Here is a 16155-nt window from a genome sequence, read left to right as displayed (position 1 = left end):
GTTCGGCCCGCGTTGTTGATAAAGTGTCGGCTTCACCGCACTTTCGTTTTTGACGCACGATGCGCACCACGCAAGCGACCCGCGCGGTCGAACGCCTGAAAACCCGCACCGGCAACCCGCAGTATTCGGCGGTCGGCATGCCGGGCGGCCTCTTCTACCTCGTCGACCGCTCGGGCGGCGCCGCGGAGAAGCTCTGCGCGCCGTTGCCGCTCGAGGATTTCGTCGCGTTCGTCGACGGCCTCGGCCCGAAGAAGCCGCGCAAGGTCAGCAAGCTCGACGTCGCGTTCGAGCAGCAGATCAAGAACAGCAAGCGCTAGCCGCTTCGGGCACGCAGGCATTCTGAAGGCAAGACCTCGACCCCGTTTGGTACAATCCGAGCGTTTTTCGTCCCCTCGCTGACGGCCGACCCGGCCCGCATGACACCATGAATATCGAAAAAGCACGTTTCAACATGATCGAACAGCAGATCCGCCCCTGGGATGTACTGGATCTAGACGTCTTGAGCCTGCTGTCGGTCGTCAAGCGTGAGAACTTCGTGCCGGCCGCGTATCGCGACCTGGCGTTCGCCGACGTCGAGCTGCCGCTGCCGAACGGCCAGAAGATGCTGTTCCCGCGCGTCGAGGCGCGCATCCTGCAGGAACTCGCGGTGAAGAAGCACGAGAACGTGCTCGAGATCGGCGCGGGCTCCGGCTACATGGCAGCGCTGCTGGCCGCGCGCGGCCAGCGCGTGACGACGGTCGAGATCGATCCGGATCTTGCGAAGTTCGCCGAAGAGAACCTGAAGAAGAACGGCGTGACGAACGCCGAAGTCGTGCTCGGCGACGGCTCGCGCGGCTGGCCCGCGAAGGCGCCGTACGACGTGATCTGCGTGTCGGGCGGCCTGCCCGTCGTCCCGCAGGAACTGCTCGAGCAACTGAAGGTGGGCGGCCGCCTCGCGGCGTTCGTCGGCGGCCGGCCGGTGATGAAGGCGCAGATCATCACGCGCATCGACGACAAGCAGTACCGCGTCGCCGACGTGTTCGAAACCTACGTCGACCACCTCGTCAACGCGATCGAGCCGTCGCGCTTCAAGTTCTGAGACGATTCACGCCGATGCAGATCCTGACCGCCACCGCGCTCGCCGAATGGCTGCGCGATCCGGCGCGCCCCGCGCCCGTCGTGCTCGACGTGCGCGAGCCGTGGGAAATCGCGACCGCGAAGATCGACGGCAGCGTGTCGATCCCGATGCAGCAGATTCCCGCGCGCAGCGAGGAGCTCGACGACGAAGCGCAGATCGTCTGCGTGTGCCATCACGGGATGCGCAGCGCGCAAGTCGCGATGTTCCTCGAATCGCGCGGCTTCACCAAGCTCTACAACCTGCAAGGCGGGATCGACGCGTGGTCGCGCGACGTCGATCCTTCGGTGCCGCGTTACTGAGCGCGTATCGCATCGCGGCGGCGGCGGCGCGCCGCTTCACCTGGGCGTACCGCCCGTCTCTCCTGCCCGCCTACTCCGTTTCCTTCAGCGCCTGCGCGACGATCGAGAACAGCTCGACGAGCTGCGCCTCCTCGACGATGAGGGGCGGCGAGAACGCGAGGATGTCGCCCGTATGGCGGATCATCGCGCCCTTCGCGAAGCACCTGACGAAAACCTCGTACGCGCGCACACCCGGCTTGCCGTCGCGCGGCTTCAGCTCGACGCCGCCGACGAGGCCGAGGTTGCGCACGTCGATCACGTGGCGCGCGTCCTTCAGCTTGTGGATCTCGCGCTCGAAGATCGGCGCGATCCGCGCGGCGCGCGTGAGCAGCCCGTCGCGCTCGTACAGATCGATCGTCGCGACGGCCGTAGCCGCCGCGAGCGGGTGCCCCGAATACGTGTAGCCGTGAAAGAGCTCGATGCCGACCGGCGCGCCGTTCACGATTGCGTCGTGAATCGCGCCGCTCGCGGCCACCGCGCCCATCGGCACCGCCGCGTTGTTCGTGCCTTTCGCCATCGTCAGCAGATCGGGCGTCACGCCGAAGAACTGCGACGCGAACGGCGCGCCGAGCCGCCCCCAGCCGGTGATCACTTCGTCGAAGATCAGCAGGATGCCGTGCCTGTCGCACAATTCGCGCAGGCGTTCGAGATAGCCTTGCGGCGGAATCAGCACGCCCGTCGAGCCCGCGACGGGCTCGACGATCACCGCGGCGATCGTCGACGCGTCGTGCAGCGCGACGAGCCGCTCCAGCTCATCGGCCAGATGCGCGCCCCACGCGGGCTGCCCCTTCGAGAACGCGGCCTCCTTCAGGTTCAGCGTGTGCGGCAGATGATCGACGGACGGCAGCAGCGCGCCCGAATACGCCTTGCGGTTCGGCGCGATGCCGCCCACCGAGATGCCGCCGAAGCCGACGCCGTGGTAGCCGCGCTCGCGTCCGATGAAACGCGTGCGCTGGCCTTCGCCGCGTGCGCGGTGATACGCGAGCGCGATCTTGAGCGCCGTGTCGACCGCCTCCGATCCGGAGTTCGTGAAGAAGATGTGCTTCAGGTCGCCCGGCGTGTGGCGCGCGATCTTCGTCGCCGCTTCGAACGCCTTCGGGTGCCCCATCTGGAACGTCGGCGCGAAATCCATCTCCTCGGCCTGCGCCTTCATCGCGGCGACGATCTCGTCGCGCCCGTGCCCCGCGTTCACGCACCAGAGGCCCGCGGTGCCGTCGAGGATGCGGCGGCCGTCGTGCGACGTGTAATACATCCCCTTCGCCGCGACGAGCAGGCGCGGCGCTTCCTTGAATTGCCGGTTCGCGGTGAACGGCATCCAGAATGCGGAAAGGTCGGGGGTCTGCGAAACGTGCTCGGTCATGAAAGGCTCCTCGGAGATCGATCGAACGATGTCTGGAATGCGTCGCGATGCGCGCTGACGGATGCGACACCCAAGCGCCGCATCGATGGAAATTCGCCTTGAGAGTGTAAGCATGCGGCTCGCGATGCACAACCATGCAGCACGCGCGTGCACGGCGCTGCACCGCAACGGCCCACGCAATGCACGCACGCGGGCGCTGCAGGCACCGCGGCGCATCGTCGGAAGCCCCGTGGACGGGCGCGCGCACGCGCGCCGGCCCGCATCTGGCACATGCCTTGCGTAACCGGTTCGCCGCGCGTCCGCTCCGGTGCGCGCCCACACTCCAACAGGCAAGGGGAACTCGATGAAACGTCGCAGTCTTTTGAAGTTCGGATCGATGGCAGGCGTCATGGCGCTCGCGGGACAAAGCCCCCTCGCGCGCGCGGCGGATTCGGGCAAAGGCCCGATCAAGGTCGGCATCCTGCATTCGCTGTCGGGCACGATGGCGATCTCCGAAACTTCGCTCAAGGACACCGCGCTGATGACGATCGCCGACATCAACAAGAGCGGCGGCGTGCTCGGGCGGCCGCTCCAGCCCGTCGTCGTCGACCCCGCATCGAACTGGCCGCTCTTCGCCGAGAAGGCGCGCCAGTTGCTCACGCAGGAGAAGGTCGCGTGCGTGTTCGGCTGCTGGACGTCGGTGTCGCGCAAGTCGGTGCTGCCCGTGTTCGAGGAGCTGAACGGCCTGCTCTACTACCCGGTGCAGTACGAGGGCGAGGAGATGTCGCGCAACGTGTTCTACACGGGCGCCGCGCCGAACCAGCAGGCGATTCCGGCCGTCGAGTACATGATGAGCGCCGAAGGCGGCGGTGCGAAGCGCTTCTTCCTGCTCGGCACCGATTACGTGTATCCGCGCACGACCAACAAGATCCTGCGCGCGTTCCTGAAATCGAAGGGCGTGAAGGAATCCGATATTCAGGAAGTCTACACACCGTTCGGGCACAGTGATTACCAGACCATCGTCGCGACCATCAAGACCTTCGCGCAAGGCGGCAAGACGGCCGTGATCTCGACGATCAACGGCGATTCGAACGTGCCGTTCTACAAGGAGCTCGGCAACCAGGGGATCAAGGCGACCGACGTGCCGGTCGTCGCGTTCTCGGTCGGCGAGGAGGAACTGCGCGGGATCGACACGAAGCCGCTCGTCGGGCATCTGGCCGCGTGGAATTACTTCATGTCGGTGAAGGGTCCGGCGAACGCGAAGTTCAAGGAGCAGTTCGCCGCGTGGGTGAAGTCGCAGAACCTGCCGGGCGGCGCGAAGCGCGTGACCAATGATCCGATGGAGGCGACGTTCGTCGGCATCCACATGTGGAAGCAGGCGGTCGAGAAGGCGAAGAGCACCGATGTCGACCGCGTGCGCGCGGCGATGATCGGCCAGAGCGTCGCCGCGCCGTCGGGCTTCACGCTGACGATGGACGGCAACCATCATCTGCACAAGCCGGTGATGATCGGCGAGATCCGCGGCGACGGCCAGTTCAACGTCGTCTGGAAGACGAAGACGGCGGTCCGCGCGCAGCCGTGGAGCCCGTTCATCGCGGGCAACCAGGGCAAGCCCGATGTGGTCGGCTCGATTCCCGAGTTCCTGCGCCGCCGTCGCGCGGCGCTCGCCTGACGCCCGCGCAGGCGCCGCGCAACGGCGCGGCGCCGTCCTCGCGCGCGGCCACGCCGCGCGCTTTCTCCCCTTTCGCGAGGACCTACCGATGCCCACGCCTTTGAGCCGCGCCGCTCGTGCGCTCGCGGCGTTCGCCGTCTGCGCGGCGCTTTCGCTCGGCGCGCCGCGCGCGGCGCTCGCGGTCACGGCCGCCGACACCGCCGCGCTCGCCGGCGACGACTTCGATGCAAAGAGCGCCGCGATCGACCGTCTTGCCGCCGAGCGCGACGCCGCCGACGTCGCGCTGCTGAACGCGCTCGCGAACGGCGACGCGCTCGCGACCGACGCGGGACGCATCCTGATCCAGAGCGGCGACGCCGCGCGCGACGCGCTGACGAACGCCCCCGCGCAGGCGGGCGACGCGCAGCCCGTGATGCTCAACAATCTGCTGCGCACGAGGATCGCAAATGTGTTGTCGGGGCTCGATCTCGCGTCGCCCGACGTCGACACGCGTCGCCGCGCGATCGACGCGCTGCTGAAGAGCCCCGACGCTTCGGTCAAGCCGATGATCGACGCGGCGCGCGCGAAGGAAACCGACCCGACGCTCAAGCGCCGCCTCGACGCGCTGTGGGCGATCGCCGCGCTGCGCGATGCCGATCCCGCGAAGCGCCTCGAAGCGGTGCGGCTCGTCGCCGCGCGAAGCGATCTCGACATGATCGAGCAGTTGCGCCCGCTCGTCGCGAAGCGTCCCGACGGCAGCGATGCGGAACCCGATGCGCGCGTGCGCGAAGCCGCGCAGCAAGGGCTCGACGCGCTCTACACGATCCAGCGGCGCGGCGAAATCGCGGGCACGCTGTTCGCGGGGCTGTCGCTCGGCAGCGTGCTGCTGCTCGCCGCGCTCGGCCTCGCGATCACGTACGGCCTCATCGGCGTCATCAACATGGCGCACGGCGAGTTCCTGATGATCGGCGCATACGCGACCTACGTCGTGCAGACGCTCGTGCAGCGCTATCTGCCCGGCGCGTTCGACTGGTATCCGCTCGCCGCGATTCCCGTGTCGTTCGTCGCGGCGGCCGCGCTCGGCGTCGTGCTCGAACGCACGGTGCTCAGGCACCTGTACGGCCGCCCGCTCGAGACGCTGCTCGCGACCTTCGGCGTAAGCCTCATCCTGATCCAGGCGACGCGGATGATCTTCGGCGCGCAGAACGTGCAGGTCGTGAATCCCTCGTGGATGAGCGGCGGCGTGGCCGTGATGCAGAACCTGATCCTGCCGTACAACCGGCTCGCGATCCTCGCGTTCGCGCTCGCCGTCGTCGGCATCGCGTGGGCGGCGCTGACGAAGACGCGCCTCGGCCTCTTCGTGCGCGCGGTCACGCAGAACCGCCGGATGGCCGCGTGCGTCGGCGTGAAGACAGCGCGCGTCGATTCGTATGCGTTCGCGTTCGGCGCGGGCATCGCGGGCCTCGGCGGCTGCGCGCTGTCGCAGATCGGCAACGTCGGCCCGGACCTCGGCCAGAGCTACATCATCGATTCGTTCATGGCGGTCGTGCTGGGCGGGGTCGGCCAGATCGCCGGCACCGTGCTCGGCGGCTTCGGGCTCGGCCTCGTCAGCAAGGCGATCGAGCCGTTCTGGGGCGCCGTGCTCGCGAAGATCGCGGTGCTCGTGATGATCGTGCTGTTCATCCAGAAACGCCCGCAAGGGATGTTCGCCCTGAAGGGCCGCAGCGCGGAGGCATGACATGACTTCGACGATCCATTCCCTTTCCGTCGCGCGCAGCGCGTCGTCCGCGGCATCCGCGACATCGGCCGCGCCCGCTTCGCCGCGCTTCGCGCTCGGGCTGCCGCCGCGCCCCGCGCTGCTGTCGCGGCGCGCGTGGCTCGCGCTCGTCGCGCTGTGCATCGCGGTCGGCGTCGGCGTGCCGCTCGCCGCGCTCGCCGCCCCGGAGTCGAGCGCGTTTCATCTGTCATCCTACGCAATGACGCTCGCGGGCAAGCTGATGTGCTACGCGATCGCCGCGCTCGCGCTCGATCTCGTCTGGGGCTACTGCGGCATCCTGAGCCTCGGCCACGGCCTGTTCTTCGCGCTCGGCGGCTATGCGATCGGCATGTACCTGATGCGCGCGATCGGCCGCGACGGCAAGTACGGCAGCGATCTGCCCGACTTCATGGTGTTTCTCGACTGGCACCGGCTGCCGTGGTACTGGAGCGGCACCGAGCATCTCGCGTATGCGCTCGCGCTCGTCGTGCTCGCGCCCGCCGCGCTCGCGTGGGCGTTCGGCTTCTTCACGTTCCGCTCGCGCGTGAAGGGCGTGTATCTGTCGATCATCACGCAGGCGATGACGTTCGCCGCGATGCTGCTCTTCTATCGCAACGAGACGGGCTTCGGCGGCAACAACGGCTTCACCGACTTCAAGCGCATCGCCGGCTTCGCGATCACGTCGCCGGGCACGCGCACGGTGCTGTTCCTGATCACGTTCGCCGCGCTCGTCGCGTCGTTCGTCGCCGCGCGCGCGATCGTCACGACCAAGCTCGGCCGCGTCGTCACCGCGATCCGCGACGGCGAGACGCGCGTCATGTTCCTCGGCTACAGCCCGCTCGCGTACAAGCTCTTCGTGTGGGTCGTGTCGGCCGTGCTGTGCGGCATCGCGGGCGCGCTGTACGTGCCGCAGGTCGGCATCATCAATCCTAGCGAGATGTCGCCCGGCAACTCGATCGAGATGGCGATCTGGGTCGCGGTCGGCGGGCGCGGCACGCTGATCGGCCCGATCGTCGGCGCGTTCGCGGTCAACGGCGCGAAGAGCGTGTTCACCGCGTACTTCGCCGAATACTGGCTGTTCTTCCTCGGCCTCATCTTCGTGCTCGTGCCGCTCGTGCTGCCGCGCGGAATCATGGGCCTCGTCGAAACCGTCACGCGCCGGGCAACGCCACGATGAACGAGAACGCAATGATTCCCGACCTCGCGCAGCCGGACGGCGCCGATCAACCCGCCGTCAGCGGCACGGCCGGGATGTCGCACGTCGTCGCGCCGGGCGCGATCGACACGTCGCACGGCACGATCCTCTATCTCGAGGACATCGAAGTGAGCTTCGACGGCTTTCGCGCGCTGAAGAAGCTGTCGCTCGCGATCGACGTGGGCGAGCTGCGCTGCGTGATCGGCCCGAACGGCGCCGGCAAGACGACGATGATGGACGTGATCACCGGCAAGACGCGGCCGGATTCGGGCAAGGCGTTCCTCGGCCAGACGCTCGACCTCGCGCGGATGAACGAGCCGCAGATCGCGCGCGCGGGCATCGGCCGCAAGTTCCAGAAGCCGACCGTGTTCGAGCAGCATCCGGTGTGGGAGAACCTCGAGCTTGCGATGGCGGCCGACAAGCGCTGGTTCGCGTCGCTGCGCGCGCGGCTCGATCGCGCGGCGCAGGCGCGGATCGAGGAGACGCTCGCGCTGATCCGGCTCGAGGACAGCGCGTTCCGGCTCGCGGGCGAGCTGTCTCACGGGCAGAAGCAGCGGCTCGAGATCGGCATGCTGCTGATGCAGCGCCCCGCGCTCCTGCTGCTCGACGAGCCCGCGGCCGGCATGACCGACCACGAGACGATGGCGCTCGCCGAGCTGCTGAACACGCTGCGCGGCACGTGCTCGATGATGGTCGTCGAGCACGACATGGAATTCGTCGCGGCGCTCGCGGGCGAGACGGGGCGCGTGACCGTGATGGCGGAAGGCGCGGTGCTCGCGCAAGGCACGCTCGATCAGGTGAAGCGCGACGAAGCGGTGATCGAGTCTTACCTCGGACGATGATGCGATGCTGACAATCGAATCGCTGAACCAGTACTACGGCGGCAGCCACATCCTGCGCGACGTGAGCCTCACCGCCGAAGCAGGCCGGCTCACCGTGCTGCTCGGACGCAACGGCGTCGGCAAGACGACGTTGCTGCGCTGCCTGATGGGCGTCGTGCCGACGAAAAGCGGCAGCATCGCGTGGCGCGGCAAGCCGCTCGGCGCGCTGCCGCCCCATGCGCGCGTCGCGTCGGGGCTCGCCTATGTGCCGCAGGGCCGCGACATCTTTGCGCGCCTCACCGTCGAGGAGAATCTGCTCGTCGGCGCGGCGAGCCGCAAGGCGCCGTCCAGAGTGCCCGACCGGATTTACTCGCTCTTTCCGGTGCTCAAGGACATGCGCGCGCGCCGCGGCGGCGATCTGTCGGGCGGCCAGCAGCAGCAGCTCGCAATCGGCCGCGCGCTGATGAGCGAGCCGCAGCTCCTGATCCTCGACGAGCCGACGGAAGGCATTCAGCCGTCGATCATCCAGGACATCGGCCGCACGCTGCGCCAACTCGTCGGCGAAACGAAGATGACGGTGCTGCTCGTCGAGCAGTACTACGATTTCGCGCGCTCGATCGCCGACCGCTACTGGGTGATGAGCCGCGGCGAGATCGTCGCGGGCGGCGCGGGCAGCGAGATGGACGCGCACGGCGTGCGCGAGCTGATCGCGGTCTGAGCGTCGGCGCCGGCGTCCGCATCGGCGTGCAGGCCGGGCGGCATGCGTCGCATGCCCGGCGCGCACGACGCGGTACGCCATCCGCGAGCGGCCGGCTTCGGTGCCCATCCGCGCGCGCGTTCGCGCGCCATCGTCATCCTCCGCCGCGCGCGGCGGCGAGCCGGTATCCTGTAGCATTGGCGCGCCCGCTTGCCCGATTCTCCCGATTCGACCGATGTCCGCCCACGAAACCCACGCCTGCCTCATTCGCCCCGCCGCCAAGGCGTGGCACGCCCGCCTCGAACTCGGCTTCGAGCGGCAGCCGGGCGGGCGCACGGCGCTCGCGCATCGGCGGCACGTCGGCCCGCTGCGCGTGCAGCGCCCGCTCTATCCGGAAGGCGACGCGATCTGCCACGCGGTGATCGTGCATCCGCCGGGCGGCGTCGCGGGCGGCGACCGGCTCGAGATCGACGTGAAGCTCGGCGCCGACACGCACGCGGTGCTGACGACGCCCGGCGCGACGAAGTGGTACAAGTCGAACGGGCTCGACGCGCGGCAGCGGATCGACATCGACGTCGGCGCGCGCGCAAAGCTCGACTGGCTGCCGCAGAACAATCTGTTCTTCGACGCCGCGCACGCGTCGCTCGAATTCGTGCTGAAGCTCGGCGACGGCGCGAGCGCGCTCGGCTGGGACGCGACGCAGCTCGGCCGCCAGGCGGCGGGCGAAGCCTGGTCGGCGGGCAGCATCGCGTCGTTCTCGAAGATCGTCGGGCCGTCGGGCGGGCCGATGTGGGTCGAGCGCGCGCGCCTCGATGCAGGCGATCCGCTGCGCGCCGCGCCGCAAGGGCTCGGCGGCTTCCCCGTGTACGGCACGCTGTGGGCGCTCGGCGCGGCCTGCACGGACGCGCTCGCCGAATCGATCGCGCCCGCGCTGCCGTTCGACGACGCGCTGCGCGCGGGCGTCACCTGCGTCGCGCCCGGCACGATGCTGATCCGCGCGCTCGCGCATTCGATGGAGGCGCTGCAGCGTCTCTTCGCCGAGCAATGGCTCGCGCTGCGCCCGATCGTCCACGGCGTCGACGCGAAACCGCTGCGCCTCTGGCAAACCTGAACGCCGCACATTCCTGACGCACGCCTTTCGGAAAAACGCGCCATCGCGGTGCGCGCCGCACCGCCGCGCGGCATGAACGCGCGCGCAACACGCATGGCACATGCCTTGCTCACTTACACCTGAAGGCTTCGCCGCACGCGCACGTTCGCGGTGCTACGATAGCTTCGCGACTGCCGCGACACGCGCCGCACGAATATTACGTTTTCCAAAATGTTTCTTTCATGAAACTGACTCCCCGAGAAAAAGACAAGCTGCTGATCTTCACGGCGGCGCTCCTCGCCGAGCGCCGCCGCGCGCGCGGGCTCAAGCTCAACTATCCGGAGACGGTCGCGTTCATCACCGCCGCGCTGATGGAAGCGGCGCGCGACGGCAAGACGGTCGCCGAAGTGATGCATTACGGCACGACGCTGCTCACGCGCGACGACGTGATGGAAGGCGTGGCCGAGATGATTCCCGACATCCAGGTCGAAGCGACGTTTCCCGACGGCACGAAGCTCGTGACCGTCCACCACCCGATTCCGTGAAGGCGCGTCATGATTCACTGCATGGCTCATTTCCTCCCGCCGTCCGGCAGCGGACTCCGCGCCCATCGCACGCAACGCCGGAGGGCCGCATGATTCCCGGCGAACTCCTCACCGACGACGGCGAGCACGAGCTGAACGCCGGCCGCCACACGATCGCGCTCGTCGTCGCGAACACGGGCGATCGCCCGGTGCAGGTCGGCTCGCACTACCACTTCCACGAAGTCAACGACGCGCTGTCGTTCGATCGCGCGGCCGCGCGCGGCTTTCGGCTGAACATCGCGGCGGGCACCGCGGTGCGCTTCGAGCCGGGCCAGACGCGCACGGTCGAGCTCGTCGAGCTCGCGGGCGCGCGCGCCGTCTACGGCTTCCAGGGCAAGGTGATGGGGCCGCTCTGAGCCGCCGGCGCTCCGCTGACACGCCCGCACGGGCATCCGAAGGATTCGACGACATGACATTACGTTTGAGCCGCCGCGCGTACGCGGAAATGTACGGGCCGACGACGGGCGACCGCATTCGCCTCGCGGACACCGGGCTGCTGATCGAAGTCGAGCGCGACTACACGATCTACGGCGAGGAAGTGAAGTTCGGCGGCGGCAAGGTGATCCGCGACGGGATGGGGCAATCGCAACTGAGCGCGGCCGACGTCGCGGACACCGTGATCACGAACGCGGTGATCCTCGATCACTGGGGCGTCGTGAAGGCGGACATCGCGATCAAGCACGGCCGCATCGCGGCGATCGGCAAGGCGGGCAATCCGGACATCCAGCCCGGCGTGACGATCGCGATCGGCGCGGCGACCGAGATCATCGCGGGCGAAGGCCTGATCGTGACGGCGGGCGGCATCGATACGCACATTCACTTCATCAGTCCGCAGCAGATCGACGAGGCGCTCGCGTCCGGCGTGACGACGATGATCGGCGGCGGCACGGGCCCCGCGACGGGCACGAACGCGACCACCTGCACGCCGGGGCCCTGGCACCTGGAACGGATGCTGCAGGCGGCCGACGGCTGGCCGATCAACCTCGGCTTTCTCGGCAAGGGCAACGCGAGCCGGCCGCAGCCGCTCGTCGAGCAGATCGGGGCGGGCGCGATCGGCCTGAAGCTGCACGAGGACTGGGGCACGACGCCCGCCGCGATCGACAACTGCCTGACGGTGGCCGACGACACCGACACGCAGGTCGCGATCCACACCGATACGCTGAACGAAGGCGGCTTCGTCGAGGCGACGGTCGCCGCGTTCAAGGGCCGCACGATCCATACGTACCACACCGAGGGCGCGGGCGGCGGCCACGCGCCCGACATCCTGAAGGTGTGCGGCGAGCCGAACGTGCTGCCGTCGTCGACGAATCCGACGCGCCCGTACACGATCAACACGCTCGACGAGCACCTCGACATGCTGATGGTCTGTCATCACCTCGATCCGTCGATCGCCGAAGATCTCGCGTTCGCCGAATCGCGGATTCGCCGCGAAACGATCGCGGCCGAGGACATCCTGCACGATCTCGGCGCGCTGTCGATGCTGTCGTCCGATTCGCAGGCGATGGGCCGCGTCGGCGAAGTGATCATCCGCACGTGGCAGACCGCGCACAAGATGAAGGTGCAGCGCGGCGCGCTCGCCGAGGACAGCGCGCGCAACGACAATTTCCGCGCGAAGCGCTACGTCGCGAAGTACACGATCAATCCGGCGCTCACGCACGGCATCGCGCACGAAGTCGGCTCGATCGAGCCGGGCAAATGGGCGGACCTCGTGCTGTGGCAGCCCGCGTTCTTCGGGGTCAAGCCGGCGATGATCGTCAAGGGCGGGATGATCGCGATCGCGCAGATGGGCGACCCGAACGCGTCGATCCCGACGCCGCAGCCTGTCCACTACCGCGAGATGTTCGCCACCCGCGGCGGCGCGCTCGCGCGCACGTCGCTCACGTTCGTGTCGCAGCTCGCGCTCGACGCGGGCATCGGCAAACGCTACGGACTCGCGAAGCGGCTCGTGCCGGTGCGCGGCTGCCGCACGGTGACGAAGCGCGACATGATCCACAACGCATGGCAGCCGGCCATCAGCGTCGACCCCGAAACCTACGACGTCGTCGCCGACGGCGCGCTGCTCACCTGCGAGCCCGCCGCCGTACTGCCGATGGCGCAGCGCTACTTCCTGTTCTGAAGTCCTGACGAATCATCATGCGCACGATCGACAAACGCATCGCCCCGAACGTGAAACTCGCCGCGACGCTCGTCGCGCGCGCGCCTGCGCTCACGCTCGCCTATGACGCGCGCTGCCGGAGCCGGCTCGCCGCGACGCTCGACACGGGCGAGGACGTCGCGCTCGTGCTGCCGCGCGGCACCGTATTGCGCGACGGCGACGTGCTTGTCGCCGACGACGGCGCGCTCGTGCGCGTGGCCGCCGCGCACGAGGCCGTGCTGCTCGTGCGCGCGCCCGACGCGCTCACGCTCACGCGCGCCGCGTATCACCTCGGCAACCGCCATACGCCCGTCGAAATCGGCGCGGGCTGCCTGAAGCTCGAATACGATCCGGTGCTGGCCGACATGCTGACGCGGCTCGGCGCGACGATCGAGCGCGCGAACGCGCCGTTCCAGCCGGAAGCCGGCGCGTATGGAGGCGGGCACCGTCACGGGCACGACGCGACGTTCGCCGAGGATTACGCGCTCGCGCAGCAGGTGTTCGACGAGCATCACGGCCACTCGCACGATCACGATCATGATCATGATCATCGGCATGGTCCGTCCTGCTCGCACGGCCACGGTCATGGACACCGCTGAGCTCGTCGCGCTGCTGCACCTCGCGTCGCCGGCCTTGCCGATCGGCGCGTTCAGCTATTCGCAGGGGCTCGAAGCGGCGCTCGACGCGCCGCTGATTCGCAATGCCGACGGCGTGCGCGACTGGATCGCGAGCGGGCTTGCCGACGTGCTCGCGCACGGCGAGCTGCCGTTCCTCGCGCATCAGCTCGCGCGCTGGCGCGCGCACGACGCGACGGCGCTCGCCGACGCGAACGAGGAATTCGTCGCGAGCCGCGAATCGTCGGAGCTGCGCCGCGAGACCGAGCAGATGGGCTGGTCGCTCGCGCAGCTTTGCGCATCGCTCGAATGGGGCGACGCCGCGCGCCGCGCGACGCTCGCGTCGATCTCGCCGATCGCGCTGCCGAGCGCGTTCGCGTTCGCCGCCGCCGCGCACGGCGCGACGCCCGACGCGGCGCTCGCCGCGTATGCGTTCGGCTGGGTCGAGAACCAGACGGCCGCCGCGATCAAGGCGGTGCCGCTCGGCCAGCTCGCCGGCCAGAAAATCATCGTCGCGCTGCGCGAGCCGATCCGCGACGCGGTGCGCCGCGCGCTCGCGACGCCGCCCGATGCGATCAACACGTTCGCGCCGCAGCTCGGCATCCTGTCCGCGCGGCACGAATCGCAGTATTCGCGGCTGTTCCGTTCATAAGCACCCCAGAGCATTGTCACGCACCGAATCATGAACGCACCTCGCTCAGCGGCGGCAGCCCGCCGCACGAAGAAGCTCCCGCCGCTGCGCGTCGGCATCGGCGGCCCTGTCGGCTCCGGCAAGACGACGCTCCTCGAAATGCTCTGCAAGGGCATGCGCGAGCGCTACGACCTCGTCGCGATCACGAACGACATCTACACGAAGGAAGACCAGCGCCTCCTGACGATCGCGGGCGCGCTGCCCGAAGAGCGGATCATGGGCGTCGAGACGGGCGGCTGCCCGCACACGGCGATCCGCGAGGATGCGTCGATCAATCTCGAGGCGGTCGACCGGATGCTCGCGCGCTTTCCGAACGCGGACATCGTGTTCATCGAATCCGGCGGCGACAATCTCGCGGCGACGTTCAGCCCCGAGCTGTCGGACCTGACGATCTACGTGATCGACGTCGCGGGCGGCGAGAAGATTCCGCGCAAGGGCGGCCCGGGGATCACGAAATCGGATCTGCTCGTGATCAACAAGACGGACCTCGCGCCGCTCGTCGGCGCGAACCTCGACGTCATGGCGTCCGACACGAAGAAGATGCGCGGCGAGCGCCCGTACGTGATGTGCAATCTGAAGGCGCTCGATGGCGTCGCCGACGTGATCGCGTTCATCGAGAAGAAAGGATTGCTGACGGTCTGAGCGCCGAGCATTCGCGCGGCCGCGCCGCACGGCCGCCGCGCGACGCGGCCGCCGAGACGGCATGAATACGGCGCCCGCGCGCGCCGCTCAGTCGATTGCGGCGCCCGCGTCGAGCCCGCCCTCCCCGCCTTCGTCGTTTGCCGCCGACGCGACGCGCGGCGGCGGCAGCAGCGCGTTCAGCACGTCGACGGTGCGCGCCGTCGCGCCGCGATGCCGCGCGGCGAACGCGGCGCCCGCCGCGCCCATCGCGGCGCGGCGCGCGTGATCGGCGAACAGCGCGTCGAGCGTGCGCGCGAGGTCGGCCGGGTCCTGCACTTGCGCGCACGCGCCCGCCGTGACCGCATCGGCCGTCGCCTGCGTGAAGTTGAACACATGCGGCCCGATCAGCACCGGCACGCCCACCGCGCACGCCTCGATCAGATTCTGGCCGCCGAGCGGCAGCAGGCTGCCGCCGATGAACGCGACGTCGGCGGCCGCATAGTACGCGCCCAGCTCGCCCATCGAATCGCCGAGCAGCACCGAGACATCCGCCGGCAACGCGGATGCGGCCGGCCGGCCCGCGGCGGCGGCCGTCGCGTCGGCCGCCCATTCGGTGCGGCGCACGAGGCGCTGCCCGCGCCGCTCGGCGAGCGCCGCGACTTCGGCGAAGCGCTGTGGATGACGCGGCACGAGGATCAGCAGCGCGTCCGGCGTCCGCAGCGCCGCGAACGCGTCGAGCACGAGCGCCTCTTCGCCGTCGCGCGTGCTCGCCGCGACCCATACCGGCCGCCCGCCGATCGCCGCGCGCCACGCGCGCCCGCGCGCGGCGAGCTCGGGCGGCGTCGTCATGTCGAATTTCAGATTGCCGAGCACCGCGACGTTGCGCGCACCGAGCGCGCTCAGGCGCTGCGCGTCGGCCGGGCTTTGCGCGAGCACGCGCGAGAAGCCGCCGAACACTTCGCGCGCGGCGGAGCCGAACTTCATCGCACGCCCGAACGAGCGCGCCGACATCCGCGCATTCGTCAGCACGAGCGGCACGTCGGCGCGGCGGCATTCGTCGATGAGCGTCGGCCACACTTCCGTCTCCATCACGAGCCCGAGCGACGGCCGCCATGCATGCAGGAAGCGCCGCACGGCGTGCGGCAGATCGTACGGCAGATAGCAGCGCGACACGCGCTCGCCGAAGATCTGCTCGCCCGTCGCGCGGCCGCTCGGCGTCATGTGCGTGAGCAGCACGTGCACGTCGGGGCGCGCGCGCATCAGCGCGTCGACGAGCGGCTGCGCGGCGCGCGTCTCGCCGACCGACACCGCGTGCACCCAGACGACCGGCGTCGATTCGTCGACGTGGCGCGCGAGCGCGCGCCCCGCCCCGAAGCCGAAGCGCTCGCCGACGTGCTCGCGATAGCCGCGCTCCTTGCGCGAGCGCCACAGAAGGCGCAGCACCGCGAGCGGCGCGATCAGCCACCACAGCGCGCGATAGATCGCCCTCAGCATCGCGCGGCGGCTC

Annotated in this window: 17 protein-coding genes; 15 read left to right on the top strand and 2 right to left on the bottom strand. The window is 69.3% G+C overall.

Annotated elements, in window-relative coordinates:
* Positions 1-59 precede the first annotated feature (59 nt).
* The 3 genes from AQ610_RS04670 to AQ610_RS04660 all read left to right on the top strand — a co-directional run bounded on the left by AQ610_RS04670 (position 60) and on the right by AQ610_RS04660 (position 1416).
* Positions 60-317, top strand: coding sequence for a hypothetical protein (locus AQ610_RS04670; protein WP_006025544.1), 258 nt, complete (start codon positions 60-62; stop codon positions 315-317).
* Between the two features lie 107 nt (positions 318-424).
* Complete coding sequence (locus AQ610_RS04665) at positions 425-1078, top strand: protein-L-isoaspartate O-methyltransferase family protein (protein ID WP_006025543.1); 654 nt, start codon at positions 425-427, stop codon at positions 1076-1078.
* Between the two features lie 14 nt (positions 1079-1092).
* On the top strand, positions 1093-1416 hold the full coding sequence (locus AQ610_RS04660) for a rhodanese-like domain-containing protein (protein ID WP_006025542.1): 324 nt from the start codon (positions 1093-1095) through the stop codon (positions 1414-1416).
* 70 nt (positions 1417-1486) lie between these two features.
* Here AQ610_RS04660 and aptA read toward each other — a convergent pair whose 3' ends face one another.
* On the bottom strand, positions 1487-2815 hold the full coding sequence (aptA, locus tag AQ610_RS04655) for an omega-aminotransferase AptA (RefSeq protein WP_009913348.1): 1329 nt from the start codon (positions 2813-2815) through the stop codon (positions 1487-1489).
* A 343-nt stretch (positions 2816-3158) separates the two neighbouring features.
* Between aptA and urtA the strand changes: the two genes are divergently transcribed.
* From urtA to ureG, 12 genes are all read left to right on the top strand, one after another.
* Entirely contained in the window at positions 3159-4466 is a 1308-nt protein-coding gene (urtA, locus tag AQ610_RS04645) for an urea ABC transporter substrate-binding protein (protein WP_009913349.1), read from the top strand.
* An 88-nt stretch (positions 4467-4554) separates the two neighbouring features.
* Entirely contained in the window at positions 4555-6183 is a 1629-nt protein-coding gene (gene urtB / locus AQ610_RS04640; protein ID WP_043282333.1) for an urea ABC transporter permease subunit UrtB, read from the top strand.
* A 1-nt stretch (position 6184) separates the two neighbouring features.
* On the top strand, positions 6185-7378 hold the full coding sequence (gene urtC, locus AQ610_RS04635; protein WP_006025538.1) for an urea ABC transporter permease subunit UrtC: 1194 nt from the start codon (positions 6185-6187) through the stop codon (positions 7376-7378).
* Complete coding sequence (gene urtD / locus AQ610_RS04630; RefSeq protein ID WP_006025537.1) at positions 7375-8238, top strand: urea ABC transporter ATP-binding protein UrtD; 864 nt, start codon at positions 7375-7377, stop codon at positions 8236-8238. The genes urtC and urtD overlap by 4 nt, the downstream gene beginning before the upstream one ends.
* 4 nt (positions 8239-8242) lie before the next feature.
* A complete protein-coding gene (urtE, locus tag AQ610_RS04625; protein WP_006025536.1) occupies positions 8243-8935 on the top strand; it encodes an urea ABC transporter ATP-binding subunit UrtE in 693 nt (230 codons plus the stop codon).
* Positions 8936-9149: 214 nt separating this feature from the next.
* Positions 9150-10025: an urease accessory protein UreD gene (locus AQ610_RS04620; protein ID WP_006025535.1), complete on the top strand. Its 876-nt coding sequence runs from the start codon at positions 9150-9152 to the stop codon at positions 10023-10025.
* A 221-nt stretch (positions 10026-10246) separates the two neighbouring features.
* Positions 10247-10549 (top strand): urease subunit gamma, encoded by a 303-nt coding sequence (ureA, locus tag AQ610_RS04615; protein ID WP_006025534.1) that lies wholly within the window; start codon positions 10247-10249, stop codon positions 10547-10549.
* Positions 10550-10638: 89 nt separating this feature from the next.
* Positions 10639-10944 carry an urease subunit beta gene (locus AQ610_RS04610; RefSeq protein ID WP_006025533.1) on the top strand — a complete coding sequence of 102 codons (306 nt, stop codon included), beginning with the start codon at positions 10639-10641 and terminating at the stop codon, positions 10942-10944.
* Between the two features lie 53 nt (positions 10945-10997).
* Positions 10998-12704, top strand: a complete 1707-nt coding sequence (gene ureC / locus AQ610_RS04605) for an urease subunit alpha (RefSeq protein ID WP_006025532.1) — start codon at positions 10998-11000, stop codon at positions 12702-12704.
* A 17-nt stretch (positions 12705-12721) separates the two neighbouring features.
* Positions 12722-13321 carry an urease accessory protein UreE gene (gene ureE, locus AQ610_RS04600; protein WP_006025531.1) on the top strand — a complete coding sequence of 200 codons (600 nt, stop codon included), beginning with the start codon at positions 12722-12724 and terminating at the stop codon, positions 13319-13321.
* Positions 13308-13988 (top strand): urease accessory protein UreF, encoded by a 681-nt coding sequence (locus tag AQ610_RS04595; RefSeq protein ID WP_006025530.1) that lies wholly within the window; start codon positions 13308-13310, stop codon positions 13986-13988. Before ureE ends, AQ610_RS04595 begins: the two co-directional genes overlap by 14 nt.
* A gap of 30 nt (positions 13989-14018) precedes the next feature.
* Positions 14019-14669: an urease accessory protein UreG gene (ureG, locus tag AQ610_RS04590; protein ID WP_006025529.1), complete on the top strand. Its 651-nt coding sequence runs from the start codon at positions 14019-14021 to the stop codon at positions 14667-14669.
* An 87-nt stretch (positions 14670-14756) separates the two neighbouring features.
* Here the strand turns inward: ureG and waaA are convergent, their stop codons facing one another.
* Positions 14757-16142, bottom strand: a complete 1386-nt coding sequence (waaA, locus tag AQ610_RS04585) for a lipid IV(A) 3-deoxy-D-manno-octulosonic acid transferase (RefSeq protein WP_006025528.1) — start codon at positions 16140-16142, stop codon at positions 14757-14759.
* Positions 16143-16155 lie beyond the last annotated feature (13 nt).

It is taken from the genome of Burkholderia humptydooensis, assembly GCF_001513745.1.
Taxonomy (GTDB): Bacteria; Pseudomonadota; Gammaproteobacteria; order Burkholderiales; family Burkholderiaceae; genus Burkholderia; species Burkholderia humptydooensis.
This window is presented reverse-complemented; position numbering and strand designations above follow the sequence as displayed.

Bases quoted from the DNA above. Each gene is read 5' to 3' on its own strand.
- ureA (WP_006025534.1), top strand. From the start codon at position 10,247: ATGAAACTGACTCCCCGAGAAAAAGACAAGCTGCTGATCTTCACGGCG.
- AQ610_RS04610 (WP_006025533.1), top strand. From the start codon at position 10,639: ATGATTCCCGGCGAACTCCTCACCGACGACGGCGAGCACGAGCTGAAC.
- ureC (WP_006025532.1), top strand. From the start codon at position 10,998: ATGACATTACGTTTGAGCCGCCGCGCGTACGCGGAAATGTACGGGCCG.
- AQ610_RS04670 (WP_006025544.1), top strand. From the start codon at position 60: ATGCGCACCACGCAAGCGACCCGCGCGGTCGAACGCCTGAAAACCCGC.
- urtB (WP_043282333.1), top strand. From the start codon at position 4,555: ATGCCCACGCCTTTGAGCCGCGCCGCTCGTGCGCTCGCGGCGTTCGCC.
- aptA (WP_009913348.1), bottom strand. From the start codon at position 2,815: ATGACCGAGCACGTTTCGCAGACCCCCGACCTTTCCGCATTCTGGATG.
- urtE (WP_006025536.1), top strand. From the start codon at position 8,243: ATGCTGACAATCGAATCGCTGAACCAGTACTACGGCGGCAGCCACATC.
- ureE (WP_006025531.1), top strand. From the start codon at position 12,722: ATGCGCACGATCGACAAACGCATCGCCCCGAACGTGAAACTCGCCGCG.
- urtA (WP_009913349.1), top strand. From the start codon at position 3,159: ATGAAACGTCGCAGTCTTTTGAAGTTCGGATCGATGGCAGGCGTCATG.
- ureG (WP_006025529.1), top strand. From the start codon at position 14,019: ATGAACGCACCTCGCTCAGCGGCGGCAGCCCGCCGCACGAAGAAGCTC.
- AQ610_RS04620 (WP_006025535.1), top strand. From the start codon at position 9,150: ATGTCCGCCCACGAAACCCACGCCTGCCTCATTCGCCCCGCCGCCAAG.
- AQ610_RS04595 (WP_006025530.1), top strand. From the start codon at position 13,308: ATGGACACCGCTGAGCTCGTCGCGCTGCTGCACCTCGCGTCGCCGGCC.
- waaA (WP_006025528.1), bottom strand. From the start codon at position 16,142: ATGCTGAGGGCGATCTATCGCGCGCTGTGGTGGCTGATCGCGCCGCTC.
- AQ610_RS04660 (WP_006025542.1), top strand. From the start codon at position 1,093: ATGCAGATCCTGACCGCCACCGCGCTCGCCGAATGGCTGCGCGATCCG.
- AQ610_RS04665 (WP_006025543.1), top strand. From the start codon at position 425: ATGAATATCGAAAAAGCACGTTTCAACATGATCGAACAGCAGATCCGC.
- urtD (WP_006025537.1), top strand. From the start codon at position 7,375: ATGAACGAGAACGCAATGATTCCCGACCTCGCGCAGCCGGACGGCGCC.
- urtC (WP_006025538.1), top strand. From the start codon at position 6,185: ATGACTTCGACGATCCATTCCCTTTCCGTCGCGCGCAGCGCGTCGTCC.